The sequence below is a fragment of the Turneriella parva DSM 21527 genome (assembly GCF_000266885.1).
GTDB lineage: Bacteria > Spirochaetota > Leptospiria > Turneriellales > Turneriellaceae > Turneriella > Turneriella parva.
This window is the reverse complement of record NC_018020.1, coordinates 2,739,133-2,760,481: the sequence shown is the minus strand read 5'-3', so window position 1 is coordinate 2,760,481 and position 21,349 is coordinate 2,739,133. Positions and strand designations below refer to the sequence as shown.

17 protein-coding genes are annotated in these 21,349 nt (G+C 49.0%); 2 read left to right on the top strand and 15 right to left on the bottom strand.

Translation table 11 applies throughout. The annotated features are described in order from the left end of the window. Positions 1-12: 12 nt before the first annotated feature. The 10 genes from TURPA_RS23100 to TURPA_RS13250 form a co-directional block, all read right to left on the bottom strand. Positions 13-186, bottom strand: a complete 174-nt coding sequence (locus TURPA_RS23100; RefSeq protein ID WP_014803819.1) for a hypothetical protein — start codon at positions 184-186, stop codon at positions 13-15. Continuing rightward, positions 183-3,314: a type I restriction endonuclease subunit R gene (locus TURPA_RS13285; protein WP_014803818.1), complete on the bottom strand. Its 3,132-nt coding sequence runs from the start codon at positions 3,312-3,314 to the stop codon at positions 183-185. Before TURPA_RS13285 ends, TURPA_RS23100 begins: the two co-directional genes overlap by 4 nt. A 14-nt stretch (positions 3,315-3,328) precedes the next feature. Further along, on the bottom strand, positions 3,329-4,759 hold the full coding sequence (locus TURPA_RS13280) for an ATP-binding protein (RefSeq protein ID WP_014803817.1): 1,431 nt from the start codon (positions 4,757-4,759) through the stop codon (positions 3,329-3,331). A 96-nt stretch (positions 4,760-4,855) separates the two neighbouring features. Next, on the bottom strand, positions 4,856-5,092 hold the full coding sequence (locus TURPA_RS13275) for a hypothetical protein (RefSeq protein WP_157210501.1): 237 nt from the start codon (positions 5,090-5,092) through the stop codon (positions 4,856-4,858). Between the two features lie 114 nt (positions 5,093-5,206). Continuing rightward, complete coding sequence (locus tag TURPA_RS13270; RefSeq protein ID WP_014801227.1) at positions 5,207-6,256, bottom strand: IS481 family transposase; 1,050 nt, start codon at positions 6,254-6,256, stop codon at positions 5,207-5,209. Positions 6,257-6,282: 26 nt separating this feature from the next. Then, entirely contained in the window at positions 6,283-6,441 is a 159-nt protein-coding gene (locus TURPA_RS23455) for a hypothetical protein (protein ID WP_157210500.1), read from the bottom strand. Further along, positions 6,442-7,074 carry a hypothetical protein gene (locus TURPA_RS21980; RefSeq protein ID WP_157210499.1) on the bottom strand — a complete coding sequence of 211 codons (633 nt, stop codon included), beginning with the start codon at positions 7,072-7,074 and terminating at the stop codon, positions 6,442-6,444. It abuts the gene before it with no gap. A gap of 103 nt (positions 7,075-7,177) precedes the next feature. Then, positions 7,178-8,377 carry a DUF6161 domain-containing protein gene (locus tag TURPA_RS13260; protein WP_014803815.1) on the bottom strand — a complete coding sequence of 400 codons (1,200 nt, stop codon included), beginning with the start codon at positions 8,375-8,377 and terminating at the stop codon, positions 7,178-7,180. Continuing rightward, positions 8,374-9,561 carry a restriction endonuclease subunit S gene (locus TURPA_RS22585; protein WP_174269954.1) on the bottom strand — a complete coding sequence of 396 codons (1,188 nt, stop codon included), beginning with the start codon at positions 9,559-9,561 and terminating at the stop codon, positions 8,374-8,376. The genes TURPA_RS13260 and TURPA_RS22585 overlap by 4 nt, the downstream gene beginning before the upstream one ends. Next, positions 9,545-11,296 carry a class I SAM-dependent DNA methyltransferase gene (locus TURPA_RS13250; RefSeq protein WP_014803813.1) on the bottom strand — a complete coding sequence of 584 codons (1,752 nt, stop codon included), beginning with the start codon at positions 11,294-11,296 and terminating at the stop codon, positions 9,545-9,547. The genes TURPA_RS22585 and TURPA_RS13250 overlap by 17 nt, the downstream gene beginning before the upstream one ends. Before the next feature lie 421 nt (positions 11,297-11,717). On the opposite strand from TURPA_RS13250, the gene TURPA_RS21975 reads away from it, so the two are divergent. Beyond that, entirely contained in the window at positions 11,718-13,130 is a 1,413-nt protein-coding gene (locus tag TURPA_RS21975; protein ID WP_157210498.1) for a transposase, read from the top strand. A 455-nt stretch (positions 13,131-13,585) separates the two neighbouring features. Here TURPA_RS21975 and TURPA_RS13235 read toward each other — a convergent pair whose 3' ends face one another. From TURPA_RS13235 to TURPA_RS13215, 5 genes are all read right to left on the bottom strand, one after another. Continuing rightward, the gene (locus TURPA_RS13235; RefSeq protein ID WP_014803811.1) at positions 13,586-13,873 is read right to left on the bottom strand and encodes a hypothetical protein; all 288 of its coding nucleotides are present in this window, start codon (positions 13,871-13,873) and stop codon (positions 13,586-13,588) included. 1 nt (position 13,874) lies between these two features. Beyond that, positions 13,875-14,150 (bottom strand): BrnT family toxin, encoded by a 276-nt coding sequence (locus TURPA_RS13230; protein ID WP_014803810.1) that lies wholly within the window; start codon positions 14,148-14,150, stop codon positions 13,875-13,877. Positions 14,151-14,298: 148 nt separating this feature from the next. Beyond that, positions 14,299-17,019: a helicase-related protein gene (locus tag TURPA_RS13225; RefSeq protein ID WP_014803809.1), complete on the bottom strand. Its 2,721-nt coding sequence runs from the start codon at positions 17,017-17,019 to the stop codon at positions 14,299-14,301. Positions 17,020-17,238: 219 nt separating this feature from the next. Beyond that, complete coding sequence (locus TURPA_RS13220; RefSeq protein ID WP_014803808.1) at positions 17,239-17,775, bottom strand: hypothetical protein; 537 nt, start codon at positions 17,773-17,775, stop codon at positions 17,239-17,241. A gap of 28 nt (positions 17,776-17,803) precedes the next feature. After that, entirely contained in the window at positions 17,804-20,056 is a 2,253-nt protein-coding gene (locus tag TURPA_RS13215) for an ATP-binding protein (RefSeq protein WP_014803807.1), read from the bottom strand. Positions 20,057-20,240: 184 nt separating this feature from the next. On the opposite strand from TURPA_RS13215, the gene TURPA_RS13210 reads away from it, so the two are divergent. After that, positions 20,241-21,182 (top strand): tyrosine-type recombinase/integrase, encoded by a 942-nt coding sequence (locus TURPA_RS13210; protein WP_014803806.1) that lies wholly within the window; start codon positions 20,241-20,243, stop codon positions 21,180-21,182. Positions 21,183-21,349: the final 167 nt, after the last annotated feature.

The window sequence follows — 21,349 nt, the reverse complement described above, 5'->3', positions numbered from 1 at the left end:
TCTGAGTTTGGCTCACTTTTCTGAAGAATTTTGAGCCGCAGTCACAGCACCCTTGCGTGAATATTTTGCGTAGCGGGCATATTTTTCGATCAGCTTATGAGTATCTGGCAGACTGGTGTAATTGCCTGACTCATAGGCGGCCAAGATTGCCTTTTCTTCAGCGGTGAGTTTTGTGTTTTCCATCATGCCACCGCCCACTGCTCAGATAATCTCTCCACCTGCTCAAGTACAGTCTCGACAGCCTTCTCTTGCTTGTCTGGCGGATAGCCACTCTGGCGCAGAATGCGCTTCACGACGGTTCGCAGCTTGGCCCGCACGTTCTCACGAACCGTCCAATCGATAGAGACGTTTGCTTTGATCGATTTAACGAGCTCGCGCGCAATCTCGCTGAGAACCTTGTCGCCCATGATTTTCACTGCCGAGTCGCTTACCTCAAGAGCATCGTAAAAAGCCATCTCGTCTTCTGTCAGGCCGAGTTGTTCTCCGCGGGCATGGGCGTCACGAAGTTCTTTCGCGAGCTTGATCAGTTCTTCGATCACTTGTACCGTCTCGATTGCACGGTTCTTATATTTCTGTATCGCATCTTCGAGCATCTTAGAGAACGAGCGGGATTCAACGACGTTGCGTTGACCACGGGTTTTGATTTCGTCATTGAGCAGACGGCGTAATAGTTCGATAGCCAGGTTCTTATGCTTCATGCCCTGAATTTCCATGAGGAACTCATCGGAGAGAATACTGACATCGGGCTTCTTAAGCCCGGCCGCCCTGAATACATCAATGACCTCATCTGAGACCAGTGCGCGGGAGATAATCTGCTGAATTGCCCGGTTCATATCCTCTTCGGTCCTGGCCTGTCTTGTTGTGGGCTTGGTCAAAACAGCTTTGATTGCTTGAAAGAATGCGACATCCTCGACAATTTTCTTTGCTTCATCATGCGGCATCGCCAGTGCCATGGCATTTGTTAGCTCTGCGACATGCTGAATCAGCCGCTCTGCACCATCTTTTTGGGATAGGATATGTTCTTGAGCCAGAGGCATGATGCCCAAACGTTCTGCAGGCGAACCACTCTTGAATTTAGTCCAGTCGAAGCCGTGGAATAGACCGCAGCAGATTTCATATTTCTCTAGCATCACGGCAACGGCATCGTCCTGGTCGAATGTGGGCTTACCTTCGCCGCCACTGTCGGTGTAATTGGCTAAGGCAGACTTGAGGCTGTCAGCAAGGCCAAGGTAGTCGACAACCAAGCCACCTTTCTTATCTTCAAACACCCGGTTAACGCGGGCTATGGCCTGCATCAGGCCGTGGCCCTTCATCGGTTTGTCGACGTACATGGTGTGGGCGCACGGGGCATCGAAGCCCGTCAGCCACATGTCCCTGACAATGACGATCTCAAGAGAATCTGCTGATTTCTTGAAACGCTTTGCCATGTCTTCACGGCGCTGTTTACTGCGCACATGGGGTTGATACTCAGCCGGATCACTGGCCGAGCCCGTCATGATAATCTTGATTGAACCTTCGGCGTCATTTTCGCTGTGCCAGTTTGGGCGAATCTTGACAATTGCATTGTACATATCGACGCAGATGCGACGGCTCATACAGACAATCATAGCCTTGCCTTTCATGGCTGCCTTTCTGCCTTCCCAATGGCGAACAATATCTTCAGCAATCAACTTTACCCGCTTAGGCGCACCGACCAGTGCTTCGAGCTGAGCCCAACGCGATTTCAGCTTCTCTTTTTTGAGGTCTTCTTCGCCCTCTGTCACCTCTTCAAAGTCAGCGTCGAGCTTCGGGCGTTCTTTCTCATCGAGTGCAATCTTGGCGAGACGGCTTTCGTAGTAAATCCGCACTGTGGCGCCGTCTTCGACTGCCCGTTGAATATCGTAGACCGATATGTATTCACCGAACACTGCGCGTGTATTCTTGTCTGATAACTCAATCGGCGTGCCGGTAAAGCCGATGAAACTGGCGTTGGGCAAAGCGTCGCGCATATGCTGAGCGAAACCATAAGTGATCTCTTTGCCTTCAACCTGGCCACTGGCACCTTTGACGTCAACCACGCGTGCACCGAAGCTATACTGGCTGCGGTGCGCTTCGTCGGCAATCACCACGATATTGCGCCGGTCTGAAAGTAAAGGGTGCTTCATGCCCTTTTCATCAGGAAAGAACTTCTGAACAGTCGTGAAGATAATGCCACCTGATGCTACCTTGAGCTTTTCTTTCAGGTCATCGCGGTTCTCTGCCTGTGTCGGGTTTTGCCGCAAGATTTCATGGCAGCGCGAAAAGGTACCGGCCAGCTGGTCATCGAGATCGTTGCGATCTGTAATGACCAACACTGTCGGATTTTCCATCGCAGCGGATTGCACGACACGCCCGGCATAAAATGCCATGGTGAGGCTCTTACCTGAGCCCTGGGTATGCCAGACCACACCAATTCGACGGTCACCGTTGGCACCCGTTGCTCTCACGGTCTCAGCCAAGGCGCGGTTGACGGCATGAAACTGATGGTAGCCAGCAATCTTCTTGATGACTTCACCGCCATAATTGTCTTCATAGACCACAAAGTAACGAATCAAATCAAGAAATCGGCGCTTTTCAAAAACGCCCTCGATTACCACCTGTATACTGAGCTTACCACCAGAAATCAGTTTTTCGCTTTCAATATATTTCCATGGCATGAACCTTGATTCATCAGCAGTCAGGGTACCCAGTGTTGTGGCATTGCCGTCAGAAACGACCATTAGTTCGTTGTAATTAAACAACTTTGGAATCTGGGCCTTGTACGTTTGCAATTGTCTGTAAGCATCCGCAACTGTTGGTGCCCCAACCATGTTTTTTAGCTCAAACACTACCAACGGCAAACCATTTAGAAAAACAATGATGTCCGGCCGCCGATGGTACGGCTTGGCAATGATCGCGAACTGGTTCACCACCAGCCAGTCGTTGTTCTCTGGCTTCTCGAAGTCTATGATCTTGACCGGCTCTACGCGCTCATCACCGTTCTTGGAATAGGACACGCTGATGCCGTCGGTAACGTAGCGGTGAAAGGTTCGGTTGTTGATAAGGCAGGTCGGGGCATCCATACGCATGAGCTGCTTGTGCGCTTCATCGATGACTTCAGTGGAAAGCGTCGGATTGATTCGCGCAAGAGCATCGCGTATTCTGCCTGAAAGAACGACTTCTTCAAATGATTCACGCTCGGCTGCCGGTTCGCCGGGGGCGATGGTGGAACCGTGAATATGAGTATAACCCTGCTCCTTGAACCATTGCAGCGCTGCTTGTTCGAGCAGATCTTCGTTGACTTTTGCGGTCGGCATGGTCGGTTGAGGCCTTATTCTTCGGTCATTTCTGATTTGCCAAGCCAATAACAGGCCAGGGGCGCTGGAACCTTGAGAATCTCGATGTCGTCAATCTTCAATACACCAAAGTCTGATAATTCTTTCGTTATCACATAACCCCGCGATACTTTCTTCTCTTCACAGAATTCGATAATGCCTTGCAGGTCGCGGGCAGTAGTATGCGTGCTACGGTATTTGACCTCAAAGGGAATCGCCCGTCCGTCAACCTCGGCGATAATGTCAACTTCGAGTTCTTTCGGTTTTTTTGACCGCCAGTACGAGAAGCCTATAGATCGTGCGTAATACCGGGCGAAGACATGGCGAAAAAAGGCCGTCTCGACACTTTTACCGAGCAGGCTTTCGTCGGTGTCGATTGCCTTGCCCTTCATGAGCACCGCATGCGAAATCGACGGATGCGCCAGGTACATCTTACTCTTGCCCCTTATGACTTCTTTTCCGTAACCGTGTGGCTTCAATTTGTAGATCAGGTGAGTCGATTCAAGCAGATCAATGAAGCTACTCACCGTCGGTTTCTTGAGCTCGAGTCGCTGGCAAAGCTGTGTAATATCGAGAATACCACCTTCTGTCATGCACAGATAGAGAAACACCTGCTCGAGCTCCAATATGTTGCGTACACCATAGAGTGCAGTCATGTCGCGCTTGAGCACTTTATCGACGATGTCTTCGCGTAGTAATTTTTGTGCTGTATGCAGATTCGACACTGTCGCTGTTTCAGGAAACCCACCCTGCAAGATATATTTATGAAAAAGCGCAGTCAGCGCATGCGCTCGCGCCGAAACCGTGCCAAATTGATTTTCGGGCCAGTCGAACAGCGATTGCAGCGTCTTAACCGTTGGTAATCCGACTTTATCATGATGCGTAATCTTCAAATACTCATAGAACGAGAGCGTTGCCAGTTCGACCGTATGCCAGCGGCCGACACCCGATTCGAGATTGTCGCGATTCAGCGGCGTCGCCGAACCAGTCACGGCGATGCGACGGTTGCCGGTAAAATCGACCTGGTGCTTCAGCCATACCTGCCAGTCTTTGGTGTACTGTATCTCATCGAGCAAGAGGTACTCTGTGCCTTCTTGCAGCGTTTCAGCCTCTTGCCACAGTTTGACCAGCTTCTCGAGGCCGGTCAGCTTCAGCATCGGATGATCAAAAGAAGCGTAGAGTATATTGCTGGGCGGCACGCCTTTCGCCAACAGCGATTCAACGACCTGCAGCAACAAAGTCGTTTTGCCAATTTGGCGGGCACCGCTCACCAACACCGCTCGCTTTGAGGGCGGGTGCATCAGCCAGTTCTCGATTTCCTGATAAGCTGCCCGACGCCACTTGAACAGGCCCGACGGCGGCTGCCCCTGCCACCACGGGTTCATTTGGCGTAGCACATTCAGGACTTCATTTTGGTCGAGAATCATGACCTATCTGCTTAAATATACATATTAAGTAAAGTATAGTTTACTTATTTACCACATTTATGCTCGTTTCAAAGAATTTCAGCCAAAGATGAGAACTCATACTATCGCCATCCGCAATAGGTTAAACCCGTTTTCATTGAGGTATTTGCCGTATTTCTCAGTCTTGTCGCCCTTGTCGGTCTTGGGCAGTGAGAGGCTGCGCTTTCCCACATGCTTGCCAGACTTATTCTGTACGCAAAGGCCGGTCAGTTCCTGAGAAGGGATTATCCAGTATGCATTCGTCCGCTCGGTATAGAAAATGAAGTACAGGTTCTTTCGCGGCTTGAAAGTCATTGCAGCGAAGAAATTCCATTGTTTCGCATCACGAGACCGGGCTTTGATTTGGATGTCAATGTAGGTGCTTTCATTGAGTTGTAAAAGTCTGAACTTGACCTGACACACCCATTTTCATGCTGTCTGTAATTTCAAATCCAGCATTTTGTCTTTCGCTATACTGAGCGAGTCTTTGAATGTTGCCAGAGGCGTTTTGCCGAAGCAATATTTCCCCTGATGAGTGCGCTGCGTGTTGTAATCGTAAATCCACTCATCAAGGTCTGCCTGCAATTGCTCCAAAGAAGTGTAAACCTTCTTTCTGAATGCAACATTGTAAAACTCATTCAATATAGTCCGGTGAAAGCGCTCACAAATGCCGTTCGTCTGCGGGCTCTTGGCCTTGGTTTTTGTGTGGTCGATATTCTCCAAGGCCAGATACAGCTGATAATCGTGCTCTTCCCGGTTGCCACAGTACTCGCTGCCACGATCGGTCAGAACGCGCAACAGCGGAATCTCATGCTCGTCAAAAAACGGGATGACTCTGTCGTTAAGCATATCGGCTGAAACCAGAGAATTCTTGCGATCATAGAGTTTCGCAAAAGCGACTTTCGAATACGTGTCGATGAAGGTCTGCTGATAAATTTTACCCACACCCTTCATATTTCCCACGTAAAACGTGTCTTGTGACCCCAAATAACCAGGGTGCTCCGTTTCAATTTCACCGTGACTTTCCTTCTCATCTTTTGCGCGTTCGAGCGCAACCAATTGTGCCTCGGTAAAGATCCCCTTTTCCTGAGCCATTCGCGCTTCAAGGTATTTCAGCCGTTTTTTAAACGTCGCAAGATCATGGCGCAGCCAAACGCCGCGCACGCCAAAAGGGGAGATGATGATACCTATCTTGCGCAACTCGTTGGACGCCCGAACCTGACCGTACGCGGGGTATTGAAATGCAATTTCCCGTACCGCTTCCTCGACCTCTGGAGCTACACGATTTTTCAGCAAAGGCTTCCTGCGGCTGATCTCCTGCAATGCGAGCTCGCCACCCTTGTCGTAAAGCTCCTTAAACCGGTAGAAACTGTCTCTTGAGTAACCGAAAACCTTGCAAGCTTTCGATACGCTGCCCAGCTGCTCTGCCAGTTTCAGCAGACCAACCTTGTTCTTGATAATTTTCTGTTCTGTCGTCATAAACACTCCTTTTTGTTAAGAGAGTGTCAGATAAAGTAAAAACTATTACAATTGAGCCGCACGATACAATCAATACCCTGGTCGTCGACGAGGGTCATATAGACATCGAAACCACGACGCAACAACTCGGCGACCGCCATGTATTCCTGGCGTTTGCCGTAGGATGCAGTGTCGCGGTAATTCATCTATGACACCTCACGATATTCAACGGTATTGCGCTTCATTGTGATTATTAATTCGGCAGCGATCTGACGCACCATCGCAAGATGAATGTTACCTTCTATTTGATAAGTCTCTCCATTGAGACTTTTGAAGAAAAAACCCGCTGATGGTTCGCGAATAAGCTTTGCATATGCTGTGCTCAGCTTTGCGTCTACATGTGCGCCACCGTCCTGATCGGTCACCATAAGGGTTATCAACATACGAGATATGTGTCGATCATCCCTTTTTAGGTGCATACTTAAATCAATGCCTTTACCTGTGCGAACATAGTGTATGATGTCATCCTGCCACCAATCTGCAAACTGTATCCAATTCTCCTCCCGATCAAAACCGCTGAGATCGACCTGAGGGGTCATCTCGATATTCTCACGTGAGAAGTTATATGCCAGCAGACCAGAATTATTGAGCGGTACACTGTTTGGGCCAAGATGCCGAAATGAACTTGAGGTAAGAAATCGCCATTCATTCATGCCAAAATGCTTCAAGAGTGCGGTTTGATTGCCGGTCGTATGAAGCAGCTTTCGGAGTACTACGGCTATATTTTTTGATTGGTATTGCTTGCCTTGATCATAGCCAGTGCACGCATCCTCAAGCATGTTTATTTGCTCCGTGAGAGCGTCCCTGAATTCGTCTGGTGTACGCGGCACTCTGCTCAGATGGCGCCCCCTATAGCCCGCTTGGAACCTTCATGTGCGGCGATCAGGGATGCCCTTGCTTATTCGGCCTCAAGGTCTCCATGACATTTGCTGGCATTGTCGGCCCTGCATCATTCTTGAGTAACCCGGTATCAGAACGACTGAACAAAGATTGCATAACGACACCTCTTTCTGATTCTTGAAGCGCGCCATTCTTCAGCATCGCGAGGTAGAAGTAGGTCAGTTGAGCCCTTTCTTTCGCATCGCGGGACAAATGAAACGAGCTAAGTGCCAACTTTACCGTAAATTGTATCGCATAGGCAAATGTTGAAACGACAATGGCAGAAATGATCGTGCCCTTAATATTCTTGCTCGTCCAGAACTCCTGCGTAAGCTCATACAGCACCGGTGGATTGTAGAGCATTGCAACCAGAAGCCCGATAAATACCCCACTAATAGCCGCTGCCCAATTGCGCCAATTGTACCCCTTGCTTTCATAGCTTTTGGCTAATTCGCTCCAATACCTGGCCGGTCCCTTTAGACGAAGGTATTCTTCGTAGGTCTTACTTAGATTCTCAAACCTATCATTCTGCTCTCTGAAGTGCGCATCGAAGGCAGAAAATCTTTCAGAAGCTGTTTGATCAAATGCTTGGGCCTTCTCTTGGTTTCTAGCCTTGTAATCATCAATTTGGCCCTCTGCCCTTGCGAACATTGCCCTGAATGTCTCGTCATATGACTTAACTTGGTTTTCAAGCTTACCCACGACACTAGTCGCAGTGGCATCAATTGCCCTTGAGCCATCACGAAACCAATGAGCCTTTAGTACGCCCAGGAACATATCAAAATTGCTCAAAAGATTTCGATCAATCTTCCTGGCAAAATAGGCGTACATACCGCTGGCTACCTGCCAATTCTCTGCATATTCTGCTGCAATCAGTTTGCCCAAGACCGAGTCCGACTGAACAACGTTTACCGGTGCGGCACGTATCTCATCCAAGATCGAGCGTAAGTTGGCCCGAGCGGCATCGTATTGTTTTGTGGCGAGCTGATTTGCAAGGTCTGCAAATGCATTATGAAGCTGAGCATACCGATTCGCAATATAAGAGACCTCGCCATTGACGTACGGTCGCCAAAAGTCCGCTTCGCGTTTGAGGTATTCACCAAAATTATCAATATGGGCAAAGTGCATAAGAGAGGTTTCGCCCACCCGGCTTATCGTGGGATTCAACGACTTGAAGAACTCATTAAACTCTTCGACAGTCACACCACGCCCCCCACAAACCTCTCCGCATCCTTCACCCGCAACTCGCCCGAGATGAGCTTGGGGAGAAGAGTGTCGCGGAGCTCGGCCAAGGTAGTAATTTCACCTTTCAATGCGTTGGCTCTTTTAAGGTAATGGCCAACTATTTCACCAAATCTGGCTCCCAGTGGATTATTGGGCAATATGAGTTTCATATTGCGAGCGTCGGCTTGAGATATGAATGGTTGCGCCGAGCCGCGGCGCGGCCACTTGTCCACGCCAAGCGTTGAATAATAAAGATATTCAGTTGAAATATTCGAATCTGTTGCCCAGAAAACCATGGTGTTCTTGATGCAAGACCATTTACCGTATGCAAGTATTGTCTGACCCGAACCGTTCCCAATCGCGCTGACGACGATTCCCGTTCTGTCAAAATCGAAGTACGGCAAAAAACCATCTTGCCCTTTAGCGCTGTAAGCAGGGTAGCCTGTCTTGGTGTACGCACTTTTAGTAGTATTGGTGTCTCCCCAATTCAAGTCTGAACATTCCCCCAACTTCCCAACCCTCCACCCCTTCGGAATTTGCCCCAACGCCGAATCCTCAAACTCCCCCGGAAACAGCGCATCAATCTCAGACGGCAACCCCGTCGGTTGCCCCGCCTGCTTCTTGCGCACGGGGTCGAAATCGACGAACCATGATTTGAACAGCGCCCGCGCCATCGCTTCGAGCGTTGCGTTCATCTTGCGGTTGAGCTCGACCTTATCGTCGAGTGTGCCGAGAATGTGGGCGATGGCGCGTTGTTCGGCGAGGGGTGGGAGTCTTAGTTGAAGTCTCCGGAGGTCATCTATAGTAATCTGAGAAATTGATGTACCTGAATCAAGGTAGCGTAGCGTATCTTGCTTGAATGCATAATAAAAGTATTCCGGAATGCAAACTTGTCTGTCGAGAGTTATTGCGATACTTAAGTTTGTAAGCCAACATTTGTGTTTGGTTAGCTTTACGTCGCCTGTGCCGCCAACCCCACGTGCAACGACAATGATTTCACCCTTGTCAGTATTCCAATCTGGGTAGTATCCAACGATCCGATAACCTGAGAATACGGGATATCCAGTGGCAGTCAGCAGTTGCTTATCTGGCATCTTCCCGTACCGAAAAGTTGCAAAATCATCCAGCTTAACAGTGTTTGTTGTCTCAGCCAACAAATCCAAGCTCCTTCAGATTCTTCTTTATGACAGTATCCAGTTTTTCACCCTCTGCCATCTGCGCATAGAGTTGCTGCGTCAGCCGTTGCATCTTGTCTTCAAAGGCTTCATCATCCTCTTCGACATCCTCAGCGCCAACATAGCGTCCCGGCGTCAGCACGTAGTTGTGTTCGCGTATTTCATCCAGTGTCGCACTCTTGCAGAAACCGGGTACATCCGCATACTTTGCCGGTGCTTCGGCTCCGCTCAGCAACCGGCCTTCGGCGCTCCCCGAGCGGAGTCGAGGGGAAGCCGAAGTATCGCCACGCCATGCGTGATACGTGCCTGCAATCTTCTCAATATCTGCATCCGTCAGCTCTCGGTGCGCCCGATCGATCATCGCGCCCATCTTGCGGGCATCGATGAACAGCACCTCGTTTCGCCTGTCACGATACTTGCGGTCACTGAGCGCAGTCGAAGTGCCGCGCTTGTCGCGTGTCAGAAACCATAGGCACACAGGAATCTGCGTCGAATAGAACAGCTGCCCTGGCAGGGCAACCATGCAATCCACCAAGTCGGCTTCGACGATGGCCTTGCGAATCTCGCCTTCGCCCGATGACTGCGAGCTCATCGAACCATTCGCGAGCACAAAGCCTGCCTGACCCGTCGGCGACAGGTGATGAATGAAATGCTGCACCCAGGCAAAGTTAGCATTGCCCGACGGCGGTGTGCCGTATTGCCAGCGCACATCTTCGCGCAGGTGTTCGCCACCCCAGTCAGAATCATTGAACGGCGGGTTTGCCAGCACATAGTCTGCCTTGAGGTCTTTGTGCTGGTCATTGCGAAACGTATCAGCCCACTGCTGCCCGAGGTTCGAGTCGATGCCGCGAATCGCGAGGTTCATCTTGGCGAGCCGCCACGTGGTCGAGTTCGACTCCTGACCATAGACCGAAATGTCACCCAGCTTGCCGCCATGTTCTTCGATGAACTTTTCACTCTGCACGAACATGCCGCCCGAACCACAGCACGGGTCATAGACACGCCCTTTGTACGGCGCGAGCATCGTCACCAGCGTCTGCACCACACAGCGCGGCGTATAGAACTGGCCGCCCTTCTTGCCCTCTGCGCTGGCAAACTCTGACAGAAAGTATTCATACACCCGGCCGAGAATGTCCTTCGACTTATTCTCTTTGCGACCAAGGCCAATCGTGGCAATGAGGTCGATCAGCTCGCCGAGCCGCTGCTTGTCGAGCGCCGGGCGCGCATAGTTCTTCGGCAACACGCCCTTGAGCGATTCGTTGTCATGCTCAATCGCATCCATCGCATCGTCGAGCAGCTTGCCAATCTCTGGCATCTTCGCCTTCGCCTGTATGAACGACCACCGCGCCTCTTTCGGCACCCAGAAGATATTGTCGGCCTTGTACTCGTCGCGATCTTCAGGGTCAGCCCCCTGCGCCTGCTCAGCCACAAGCTGGTCATGCTTCTCTTGAAACGCGTCAGAAATATACTTGAGAAAGATCAGCCCGAGCACAACATGCTTGTACTCCGCCGCATCCATATTGTTGCGCAGCTTGTCGGCGGCTTTAAAGAGTGTTGCTTCAAAGCCGAGATTGGCCGACTGGGTCGGCTTGCCGACCGCTTGATTGCCTGCCTTACCGGCCTTCGCGACCGTTTTAGCAGATGCTACAGAGGGGGATTTCCCCTTGGGGGTGCTGGCCTTAGCCGATTTCGAGGCTGCAGTCTTCTTCTTCGCGGTCGGCATGGTGATGGGAGGAAATCATAATTGCTGATTGTTCAGTCAAGCAGAGTGGCTAATGTCGACTTGCAGAAATGACCGGAGGCCCCGGTTGTCGAACCTGCCGCCGCAGATTGCGGCGCCAGGGTTAAATGTACTCGAGATCTTCCCTACGGAATCCCCGCAAACGGCGAAGAAGTCTGTCCCCATAGCTGAATCAGAGCTTTACACAGAACTGACAGATCAACTATTAAACGTCTTTTACCCTAAGGAGTGCTGTGGAAAGAAGTTAACCCAAGTAGACGGAAAGCGGGACTTAATGCTACGTTGTCCCGATTGTCATAAGCAGCAGTCAAGGTTGGTAGGCACACCCCTTCACCATTTGAAACTAGGTAGATGGATGTTTGGCCTGGTATTACGTGAAATGGTAATACAGCATCCGAATGTAGTGACGACAGCTCAGATACAGAGAAGACTGGGAATAACCACTGAATCCGCATTAAGGTTAAAGCGTAGAATACAGGTATTCGCCAGTACTCATATAGAACAGATGCAGAAACGGCTGTATGAAGTCCTGGCCCAAACATTTGAAGGGTTTGATCTACCAAAAGATACGGAAGCAGACCTATCAGAATTATCAAGAGAAGTACCGATACCACAGGCGGATACAGTAGTCCTCTATAGTTGCTCACAAAGGGCAAATAAGGGCAGAAAGAGATATAAGAGAAAGGGCCAGACGTCCAGTATTTACAGGTCGCAATCGCTGGGCGGTGAACAGATGGGAACCCTGGTAAACACCTTTGGCATTAGGCAGGGACCAGCATTTTTCGACAGTATCAGTGACCAGAAGATGAATACACTGAACCCGTTGATAAGAAAGTACATGCCCCATAATACTCCGATATTTACGGACATGGGATACAGAGCATTCACGGGAAAGAACCACAGAATGGTGAACCACAATGCAAGGAGTAAGGACAAGAGGTATAAGTTCGCAAGAAACAGATGGTCAAAGAAAGGAGTAAACTGTAATGTCGCGGAAGGACTAAATGCACTGGTTAAGCAAAGCTTCACAGCCTATAGATGGATTAACCCAAAATACAGCCAACTATACCTCAATGAATTTGCCTTCATCAGAAACCTCAAGCACTTCGATATACTCGAACTGATAGAGCAAAAGAAAGAGGCAGTACCTCACAAGTACCAGGGCAGAGCCCAGGAAAACCGGACCAACCCCGCCGCACACCATAGGGCCAGCCAGAAGCCGCTGCCCGCGGCAAGCGAAAGGGCCCCGGCCGTGCGGGGATTAAATAAGGAAATGATGTCGGCTCAGGCGTCCTATCGAATCAGTGACCAAGTCCGTCAGTGGGAATTTGAGGCTCTCACGCTAATAGAGATTCAAGAACTCAACTCAAAAGCTAAGCAAGAAGCGGCTCAAAGCAAGTTGGAGGCAGAGCCTAATCCTTTACTGCGGGCTCGGCTGCAGAAACTTCAGGACACACGGTCATGCTGGATCGAGTCGAGGCCAACAAAGGATCAACGGCGTAAGCAGCGTGCATTCGAAGTCTTGGCTGAAAAGGTATGGGAGGCCCTACCTCAGGAATCGTACCTAGAGTTTCGCGAGCTTGCCGACCAACTCGAGATATCTACGCGCTCGTTTTTTCGCATTCTGCCAGTACTGCAAGGGCACGGACTCATAGAGATGCGGAGTCTCAATAGGGACACAAGATCGAAGCATGGAAAATCCTATGATATCAGGCGCATTGGTACTGTGCTGGTACCCATTTTGTACGTGATGCCCAAAGAAATGGGGCATCGTTTCGCCAGAATCTGGGAAAACCAGATAGCGAGCGTCAAATGAAACGATGGAAAATGACAGCCGGAGATTTCTATAAACTACTCAGGGAAATCCAAGATTACCGGTGCTTTTTATCTGGTCGGGAACTGCAACCTGAGAGCACGTCGATTGTCTTGAAGGTGCCAATGCACCAAGGTGGTATAAAACAGTTCGATAATATCTGCCTGGTTGACAGTACCCTGGCTACGTTGGCGCGTAGATACTCAATCGCAGAAATTCGCTCTATCTGCTTGAGTATTGCAAGGTACTCGGCAACCAAGAAACGGCTTTCACCCGCGACAGTACCGCGGCATAAAGCGGCCTGGCATCAAGCCCTAGATAGGATTTCGAATTTTAATCGGTCTCAGCAAAGCAAGGACAGAAAGCAACCAAAGCGAAGAAATTCCTGGGGGCAATGCACGACAGAAGAATTGCGAAATATTAACAAAGCGAAATAGGTCTTCTAACTAATTTTATCTTCAAGCTCCGCGTTTTTCGACAAGGCGCCCTGTGACATATTTGTGTATCAGACTTGCAACTAGAGTCTGATATGGTAATCCTTCTTGTACGGCCATCTTCTGCAAATGTTCGAGGTCATTTCCAGCTAGTCTGATATTGATACGTTTGTCTTTCTTACTAGCACTTCGTGCGTAACTTGTGTATTTCTTTATCAGCTTGCTCTGATCAGGTAAGCTTCGGTAATTCCCGGACTCATAAGCCGAAAGAATTTCGTTTTCTTCATGATCTAAGTTCAATCTCTTTTTCATGCTATTTTCCGCCCCTGTGCTTTTTAGTCGCCTGCCTGCTAGGAATGATCGTCTTCAGGAAAATTTCCGATTCCGTTTCAACAAATGGAACCAAATAGACATAATCGGTAATCTGAATGCTGAACACCTTTTGCGCTTTGTACTTGTCCTGATTTGGGTGATCAAAAACTTCAAGAATCTCACCTCGCTCTAAATAATCCACGATGTTCTCAAACGAGATACCGCGCTCATCGATAAGTTTCTGATTCTTCTCAGTATTCCATCGAATATCCTTCACCGTGCCTATATTATGACAATGTGTGCCTATTGGCAACAATTTCTGTGGTCTCACTCAGATTGAGTCACGACACGAATACATATAACTGCGGGCCACCACAGCCTGAAATTGACCCACTTCGATATCTCTCTGGTTCGTAACGGCTTCCTTAAGCGAAGAAAAGGGCACAAACTATTCGTACCTTGTCACGGGCTTCACCAAATTCACGAAGCCACACTTTTAAGCACCTTTCTTGAAAATCGTCCATAAAAGCAGGGTCCAAGTTATTCTCCATGATTGGTTCGAACCGCTTCTTTCGCAGAATCTCAAGAGGCCTACTGATTTCCTGCGGAGGGAGAAAGAATGACCCATCTGGCCTGAATAAAGCTGGGAAAATGGAACTTCTAACCGAAATGAGAAGGAACAAAGAAGGATCTTCTGCTGATCGGACTACCCTGCTGCGAAAGCCAGTGCGAATCCGCCGAATACGTTCGTGCTCAGCTTGGGGCATTTGCGCAAGATCGTCGAGCACGCTACTCGTTTCTACTTGCATCGCATTCCCAATGAAGCTCATGGCTTCGTCAAGTTCCAAGTCAGCGGATTCGAAATGTTGCAGCGCATTGCTCAGTGATTCGAGGTTAACTGCTTCATTACCCGGCGGGAATAGTACAGGCAGATTCGCGAAGGACTGGTGCTCTTTGTTACGTTTATCTAATCTCTTCAGCCAGGTTTCGCCGTGCCTGAGCTCCGCATCATACATAGTATCGGGAAGAAAATTGAAAATCAGTAGTTCCCTTGGTTCATGCCATGGGCGCATAAGCCTGCCCATGCGCTGGGCCAGTTGAAGAATAGACCATGGTAGATCATAGTTGATAAGTATTCTGGCGTCCTGCAGGTTAAACCCTTCCGATATTGCCTCTGAGGCGATCAAAATATCTATACGATTTTCTTTTATTTTCTGATAAAATTCGCCCGTTTCTTGATTTGGCTGGATTTTATCGTTCGCTATCGGGGCAAAAAAATCCAAGACGTTATCTAGATCATCTGGATCTAAATCTACCGTTGAGCGTATCACTAACGCGGGAAATACTTCGGATAGAGCCTTTGTCAGTTCCTTTGCAGTCTCCTTGTATATGCAAAAGATCACCATTTTTTCACCGGCATGCTCACGAACGATTTCCGTCAATCTTGAAATCTTTTCGTCCGGTATCTTGTTGATGCGATGTAATAGAGCAGCGGCAAGCACGGTAAGCTGTTCCTGCGCTTCGAATCGCATCTTGTCATAGCCGCCTTCTCTGCTAAGCTTATCGAGTGTGACCTTTACTTGTGCAGCCGACGAGCAGAATTGATGGAGAAGCCGCGCTTCAAAAAGATAGTCTATTTTCCCGGAATTTCCAGCATCGGCAAATAGATCACTTTCGTACTCACTGATTATCCGCTTGCGTAGTAGATTACTCTGCTTTAGTTCTTTCAGAAAGCTGTTATAGGCATTGGCATATTTGATGGTCTTCAGGTGAATCTTTTCAGGAAAAAAAAGACGGCGATCATTCCCAAATTCGACATAGCGACGGCCATTTATGTCGGTATGGCTAAAGTGTTTAATAACCGTCGGCGCTGTCAATACTGTACACGGCGCAAGCTCAGCGAGATCTTTGGGGGTATTTATGTTCCATTTCTTTCTGGTTTCAAAGAATTCTCCTTTAACCAGATGGCGAGGCAACAGTTTCAGTTGATTGTTTATATCTTGAACATCGCGGCTATAGGGAGTTGCAGTCAGCAATAGTACCTGGGCCCCCTTTTTTACCGCAGAATCAATGCGCCTGTGTCTCAATCTTGAATCTTTCTTACTGTCTTCATCATTGCGCATGTGATGGCTTTCGTCCAGGATAAGCAACACCCCGTTCAGATTGTTCTTGAGCTCATCATCCAACAATAGCGCTTGCCGGTATCTCTTCCAGTCATCCATGGATAGGATCTGGTAAGAGAATTCGCGACTGGAGACTCGTGCTGAACGCATAGCCTTCGACCACATGTCTTTCAAACCAGCCGGCGCAAAAACCATGACCGCGTGTACCAGGTCCCTAGCTCGCAGAATAGCAACTGTGTGAGCAGCAATTATCGTCTTGCCTAGCCCCGTTGATGCTACAAGAAACGCTCCTCCGAAATCAGTTACTCCCCTGACTAAGCGCGAGATTATTGGCTTCTGGTACATTGCAGGACTGGGTAAGTTTCCCGAAAAACTATCATCGGGCATACCGTAGATTTCCAGGAGTGCTCGGCAATACACTTCATTCGGAGAGCGAAGCTCCAGTATCTCTTCTAGGGCCTGAATAAATTCAGCTGTTAGAGATTCTGCTTTGTCGAAATAATCGTCAAACTGATCTACGAAGTATTGGACATCATTCTTTTCTGAAACCAAGTAGCCGGCCTCCCGACTGATTTCCAACCCGTTTCTGGTGAAGTTAGCCGAGGTAACTACAACACCCAGATTATCTGCCATGTACAACTTGGCATGGTGGTACAAATACCTAACGTCTATTGAAGATTGTGGTCGCTTGGTAGTAGATAACTTAATGATTAGCCGGCCACCACGAAGTGCGGTAAGTAGTTGTTTCAGAACCGTTGGGTGCTCTTTCAAACCACCAGCGTGAAGCTCTTCGAAAAATTCCCGTAGAAGATCTCCCACGCGATCTGCAGCCCCCTCTTCGCGCCCCACAAGCAGACGCACGGTCTTCTGCTCGAGAATTTCGGCAAGCAGTGCCCATCCGGTAGGCTCGAAAAAGGCGGTCGCGATTCTTACAATCTTGGCATCTTTTAAGCAACTTATTACGGCGGCCTTTGCCATTCCAGAACCGAAGAATCGCTGGGAGTTTGGTACAATCTCGTCCATTGGTCTTCTTTTATCACAGCGTGATTCGTATGATCACCCCAGTGAGTTAATGTTAACTACCGGATAAAGAACCCATGCTGCCAGTATCTGGTCAATTGCAAATCTCATGCCGGTGCCCACTCGAGGGTCGCCTATTGGATGGTGGTACTTTAAGCCTGAATTCTTCTGGGACGCCAGTCCACGGCCGGACTTCGACGATATAAGTATCTTACTGAATGACTAGAAATTTTCGAGAATATATGCGAAGTGCGCCTCTTCTATGAGAGCTGACACCTCCGCGATACTGTTCGTATCCAGATCCAGCCTGCGATCGAGTAAGTGGTGCAATTGGCAATAAATATAGACTAGTTCAGCATCACTTTGATCATACACGTCCTCAACTTCGGTCGATGCAAACTCCATGGTTTCCCGGAGTATGTGTTTGATGAGCTTCTTGCTGAAAATAGTCTGAGTACCCTCGGCTTCCTGCCTAAGATGCATGAGTATTCGAAGGTGCAGTGGCGCAAGAATTCTCAATCTGTCCGTTACAAGATACGCAGCTTCATCGGCCACCCACTCAATGCTCAAACTTCTGTTTGTTACCACTGTGTGCTGACTGAAGATTTTGCAGAGTTCCTGTCTATGATAGAGGCCTGAAAGAACGTTTCGTAATTCTTGGATGTCTACATGAAGCCCGTGCATATGCTTAAGAGCTGGGTAAAGCTCATCGAGCGCAGAATTTTCACCTGCGACAATGAAGATGTTTTCACGAACCATATGACAGGATATTTTTTGGACGCATGTTCTAAGAAACAGCAGAGAAACCGATCTGCTTACGTTGATCGAAGCCTATGGCTTGCTGCGTACAGGCTTGCCGCAGGTGACGCTCCGTGATTTCAGATGCCGCATCAGAGAGAGCAAGGTACATAGCTGATATCAAGCAGTTCTTAATCTGCCCGCCAGTAAACTGGTACTCCTGCGCAAACCTGCGCCAATCGATCGCCCCAGAAACTGGAGCCTTAGACGGGACGGTATTCTTCCAGATTTGTTCCCGAATTTTGGCATTTGGTTCTTTGAAATCAATACGGAACAGGATACGTCTTTCAAGCGCCGTATCTAGTTCTTCTTTCAGATTGGTTGTCATGATGAGAATTCCGTCAAAAGTCTCGAGGTGCCTCAGGAAAATATTCATGATATTCGACTGAGTACGCGAGGCCTGTCCGTCACGAACTGTGAGCAGAGATTCACACTCGTCAAAGACTACCACCTCGGATTTGCCCTTGAGCTTCTGAAACATTCGGAGTACATTATGCTCTGTGTCGCCATGCCACAAACTGAGTAAACTGGCGAATTCTATGGTCCGCACAGGCAGCCCCAGTTCGGCGGCAATGCCGTACGCTGCTGCCGTTTTGCCTGTACCCGAAGGTCCGTTAAACAAGGCGCATAGACCTGTACCGTGCGCGAACTTGTCTGCAAAGCCCCATTTTCGCCAGATTTCGTCTCGCTGGCGACAAGCTGTCAGGAGAACGTTGATTTGTCGCGTCACGTCTGTGTCATAAGAAAGAGCTCGAAGGTCATAGTTCTCATGGTACGCGATATCCTCACCTGACAGCACTTCGTGACCTGCTCGACGCTGCTGTTCTGCCGCTTTTTCTAAATCAGATTGCGTAATTGCTGGTTTTTGTGGCGCTCTGTCTACCGCCATGGCTGCTGCGATTAAAACGGCGTTTTTGATTAATCCTCCAGTAAGCTCATATTTTTCAGCCAGGTAGCGAAAGTTGATGTGACCCATTAGACGTGTTTTCCGCGAAATATGCGCACGCCATATTTGCTCACGTGCAATCGCGCCTGGTACTTCGAATGTCAGCGTATGTAAGATGCGCCTGCGCATCGCCACATCCATGTCATTAGGCTTGTTCGTGGCAAGTATCACGATGCCGTCAAACTCCTCTATGGCCTTAAGCACATCTGTAATCTTGCTATCCCTGAAGTGGCTGCTCCCTAATAATCTTTCGCATTCATCTAAAAAGAGAATAGCATCCTGTACTCTCGCCTGAATCAATAACGATCGCAATGCAGGCGCAGAATCAAGCCTATCCAATACCTGATTCACATCTGCCGTGATCACTTTCTTCTGAAGTCGCGTAGCGAGCGCATGCGCGAACATCGTCTTTCCCGTACCACTCTTCCCCTGAAATAGAATAGTCGTGGCGAGCCCATAGCTCGCAACACGATCATAGCCCCATTTCTGGAGGCGCTTTCTCGTAGCTGTATGGTGGCAGACTAGCGAATAGATTCGTTCCTTTTCTTCTTCAGGGAGAACAACACTCTCCCACGCGATTGGCCTGCTCCCCAGAATACCATAAGCCATGTACTCTTCTTCCAGAAGGCTCGCTCCCAGAATCATATTAAACACATCACCGTGAATCAGAACCGCTGCCTCATCGTTTGAATTCTGCCGCATATATAGCAGCTTCTTGCCAATCGGAGAATGCGTTGACCGCATATACTTTTTGAATTCAATTCGCTTCTTGAATCCCAGAGCGTATATATCTGCCAGCTGACCGAGACTTATTTCATAGTTGTTCAATTTCAGCATGAAGACTATCAAGAGTATCTCTGCATCACGCTTTTTCAGCTTCTCTCGCTGAATTATCTGAACATACCCTGGTATAAACTGTGACAGGTTTAAACGTTGCCGGATTTTGATATCTAATGCCTGGTTGATCTTTCTTGCTGCAGTCAATGCATCGGGATTATAGAACAGAAAATCATGCGCCAACGATTCATATGCAGTTATGCTTGATGATGCTTTTTGTGACGCGCTCATTAGAATAAACTTCTGCGCTTGGTATTGTAACATTTCCTCGAGGTAGTCAAGATTCGTTGGATAAAATCCTGTCTTGGAAGAGACGCGGAACAATCGTGCGAATGCTTTCTTCTGCTTATGCTCTAGACGCTCGTCATTCTCAGATATCGGGTACTCGTGCTTAATGGTCCCATCCAGAAGTTCATCGATCTCAGCTTGGCTCAGTGGCCCGCTCGGATTGATGTTCATTGCTCCCTCCCTGGTGCGCACGTGCTACGCAAGATGCAGAAGTATCGAAACCCGTGTGTTGAATTCTCATACCATCGAAAAACATTTCAGGCAAGCAGTTTTTGCCCCCACAGAACACATTGGTATTCTTGCCCGGCCGAACGAATTACCACCCATTTACCCCATAACTCCCATTTTGCGGTAAATGCCAGTTCTGGAGCTTGACAGTTTCGAGATTCGCCCCTATTCTATTGCGATGAGCGCTATCCAAGTACCTAATCATGCTGAGAGAACCAACGAGTTGATAGCAGTGCTAAACCTGCCGCGCAACTACCGCTGGCAGATTCAAGATTTTCTGCGGTATTGTGAAATCCGCAATCTACCTGTTGATGCCTTCAGTTTTCGCAAGGCTGTTGATGACCTGCGCGAGAAGGTACGCAACCACCAGGTATCGGCCGCCAAGTTCAACTTATTTGTCGCAGCCAATCGGCGACTTATCATCAAGAGCATGGAGATGCAGAATGCATCAGCCATTGATATATTCGCAGTAACGAACCTCTTGCGCGAACCAGCAATCAAGATACCGCGCTCGAAAACCGAAACAGATGTCCTGACGATTGAGGAGATCGAAGTCCTAAAGCGCTTCGCTACGGCGAGGGGATCACTCATTATCGAACTTCTACAGATAACGGCATTGCGAATTTCTGAGGCGCTTACTTTGTCTGCCAGGCTTACCAAGCAGGGTTTGTGCTACCGCGGCTCGGTACTGGGAAAAGGGCACAAGATGCGAGATGTCTACCTTCCTGAAGACCTCTACCACCGCATTTCATCAGTTTTTAAAGGGGAATCACTCCTTTTTGAGACGCGCCGCGGCAATAGACTCGATCGACATGGAGTACTCAAAATGTTGAAAGTTGCAGCCCATAAGGCAGTAGCTGCAGGAGCTGCGGGGGCTGAACTCTTGGAAAAGGCCAGACTCCACATCTTTCGCCATACTTTCGCAACGAACGCACTGAGCAAAGGCATAGACCTATACACGTTGGCTCAGTACATGGGGCATAGCCAAGTCCAGACCTTGGTGGACTTTTACGTCAAGAAGCGCCCGAATGCCGAGACAGTGCTCAAAGTCTACGAGCATGTCGCGTAGGCCAAAGAAAAATGTCTACTCCATCACGGCACCTGTACGAGCCACTAGCCTACGAGCGGGAATCTACGAGGCTATGTGAATCTCCCTCACTACCCACACAAATCCCAGTTACACCCCCAATCAACCATTTAACCGCCGCTCCATCCCCGGCGCCCAGGCATACACTG

What these genes read in the sequence shown, in the direction of transcription:
- TURPA_RS23100 (WP_014803819.1), bottom strand. Translation starts at nt 186, where the DNA reads ATGATGGAAAACACAAAACTCACCGCTGAAGAAAAGGCAATCTTGGCC.
- TURPA_RS13285 (WP_014803818.1), bottom strand. Translation starts at nt 3,314, where the DNA reads ATGCCGACCGCAAAAGTCAACGAAGATCTGCTCGAACAAGCAGCGCTG.
- TURPA_RS13280 (WP_014803817.1), bottom strand. Translation starts at nt 4,759, where the DNA reads ATGATTCTCGACCAAAATGAAGTCCTGAATGTGCTACGCCAAATGAAC.
- TURPA_RS13275 (WP_157210501.1), bottom strand. Translation starts at nt 5,092, where the DNA reads ATGACTTTCAAGCCGCGAAAGAACCTGTACTTCATTTTCTATACCGAG.
- TURPA_RS13270 (WP_014801227.1), bottom strand. Translation starts at nt 6,256, where the DNA reads ATGACGACAGAACAGAAAATTATCAAGAACAAGGTTGGTCTGCTGAAA.
- TURPA_RS23455 (WP_157210500.1), bottom strand. Translation starts at nt 6,441, where the DNA reads ATGAATTACCGCGACACTGCATCCTACGGCAAACGCCAGGAATACATG.
- TURPA_RS21980 (WP_157210499.1), bottom strand. Translation starts at nt 7,074, where the DNA reads ATGCTTGAGGATGCGTGCACTGGCTATGATCAAGGCAAGCAATACCAA.
- TURPA_RS13250 (WP_014803813.1), bottom strand. Translation starts at nt 11,296, where the DNA reads ATGCCGACCGCGAAGAAGAAGACTGCAGCCTCGAAATCGGCTAAGGCC.
- TURPA_RS13235 (WP_014803811.1), bottom strand. Translation starts at nt 13,873, where the DNA reads ATGAAAAAGAGATTGAACTTAGATCATGAAGAAAACGAAATTCTTTCG.
- TURPA_RS13225 (WP_014803809.1), bottom strand. Translation starts at nt 17,019, where the DNA reads ATGGACGAGATTGTACCAAACTCCCAGCGATTCTTCGGTTCTGGAATG.
- TURPA_RS13220 (WP_014803808.1), bottom strand. Translation starts at nt 17,775, where the DNA reads ATGGTTCGTGAAAACATCTTCATTGTCGCAGGTGAAAATTCTGCGCTC.
- TURPA_RS13215 (WP_014803807.1), bottom strand. Translation starts at nt 20,056, where the DNA reads ATGAACATCAATCCGAGCGGGCCACTGAGCCAAGCTGAGATCGATGAA.
- TURPA_RS13210 (WP_014803806.1), top strand. Translation starts at nt 20,241, where the DNA reads ATGCCAGTTCTGGAGCTTGACAGTTTCGAGATTCGCCCCTATTCTATT.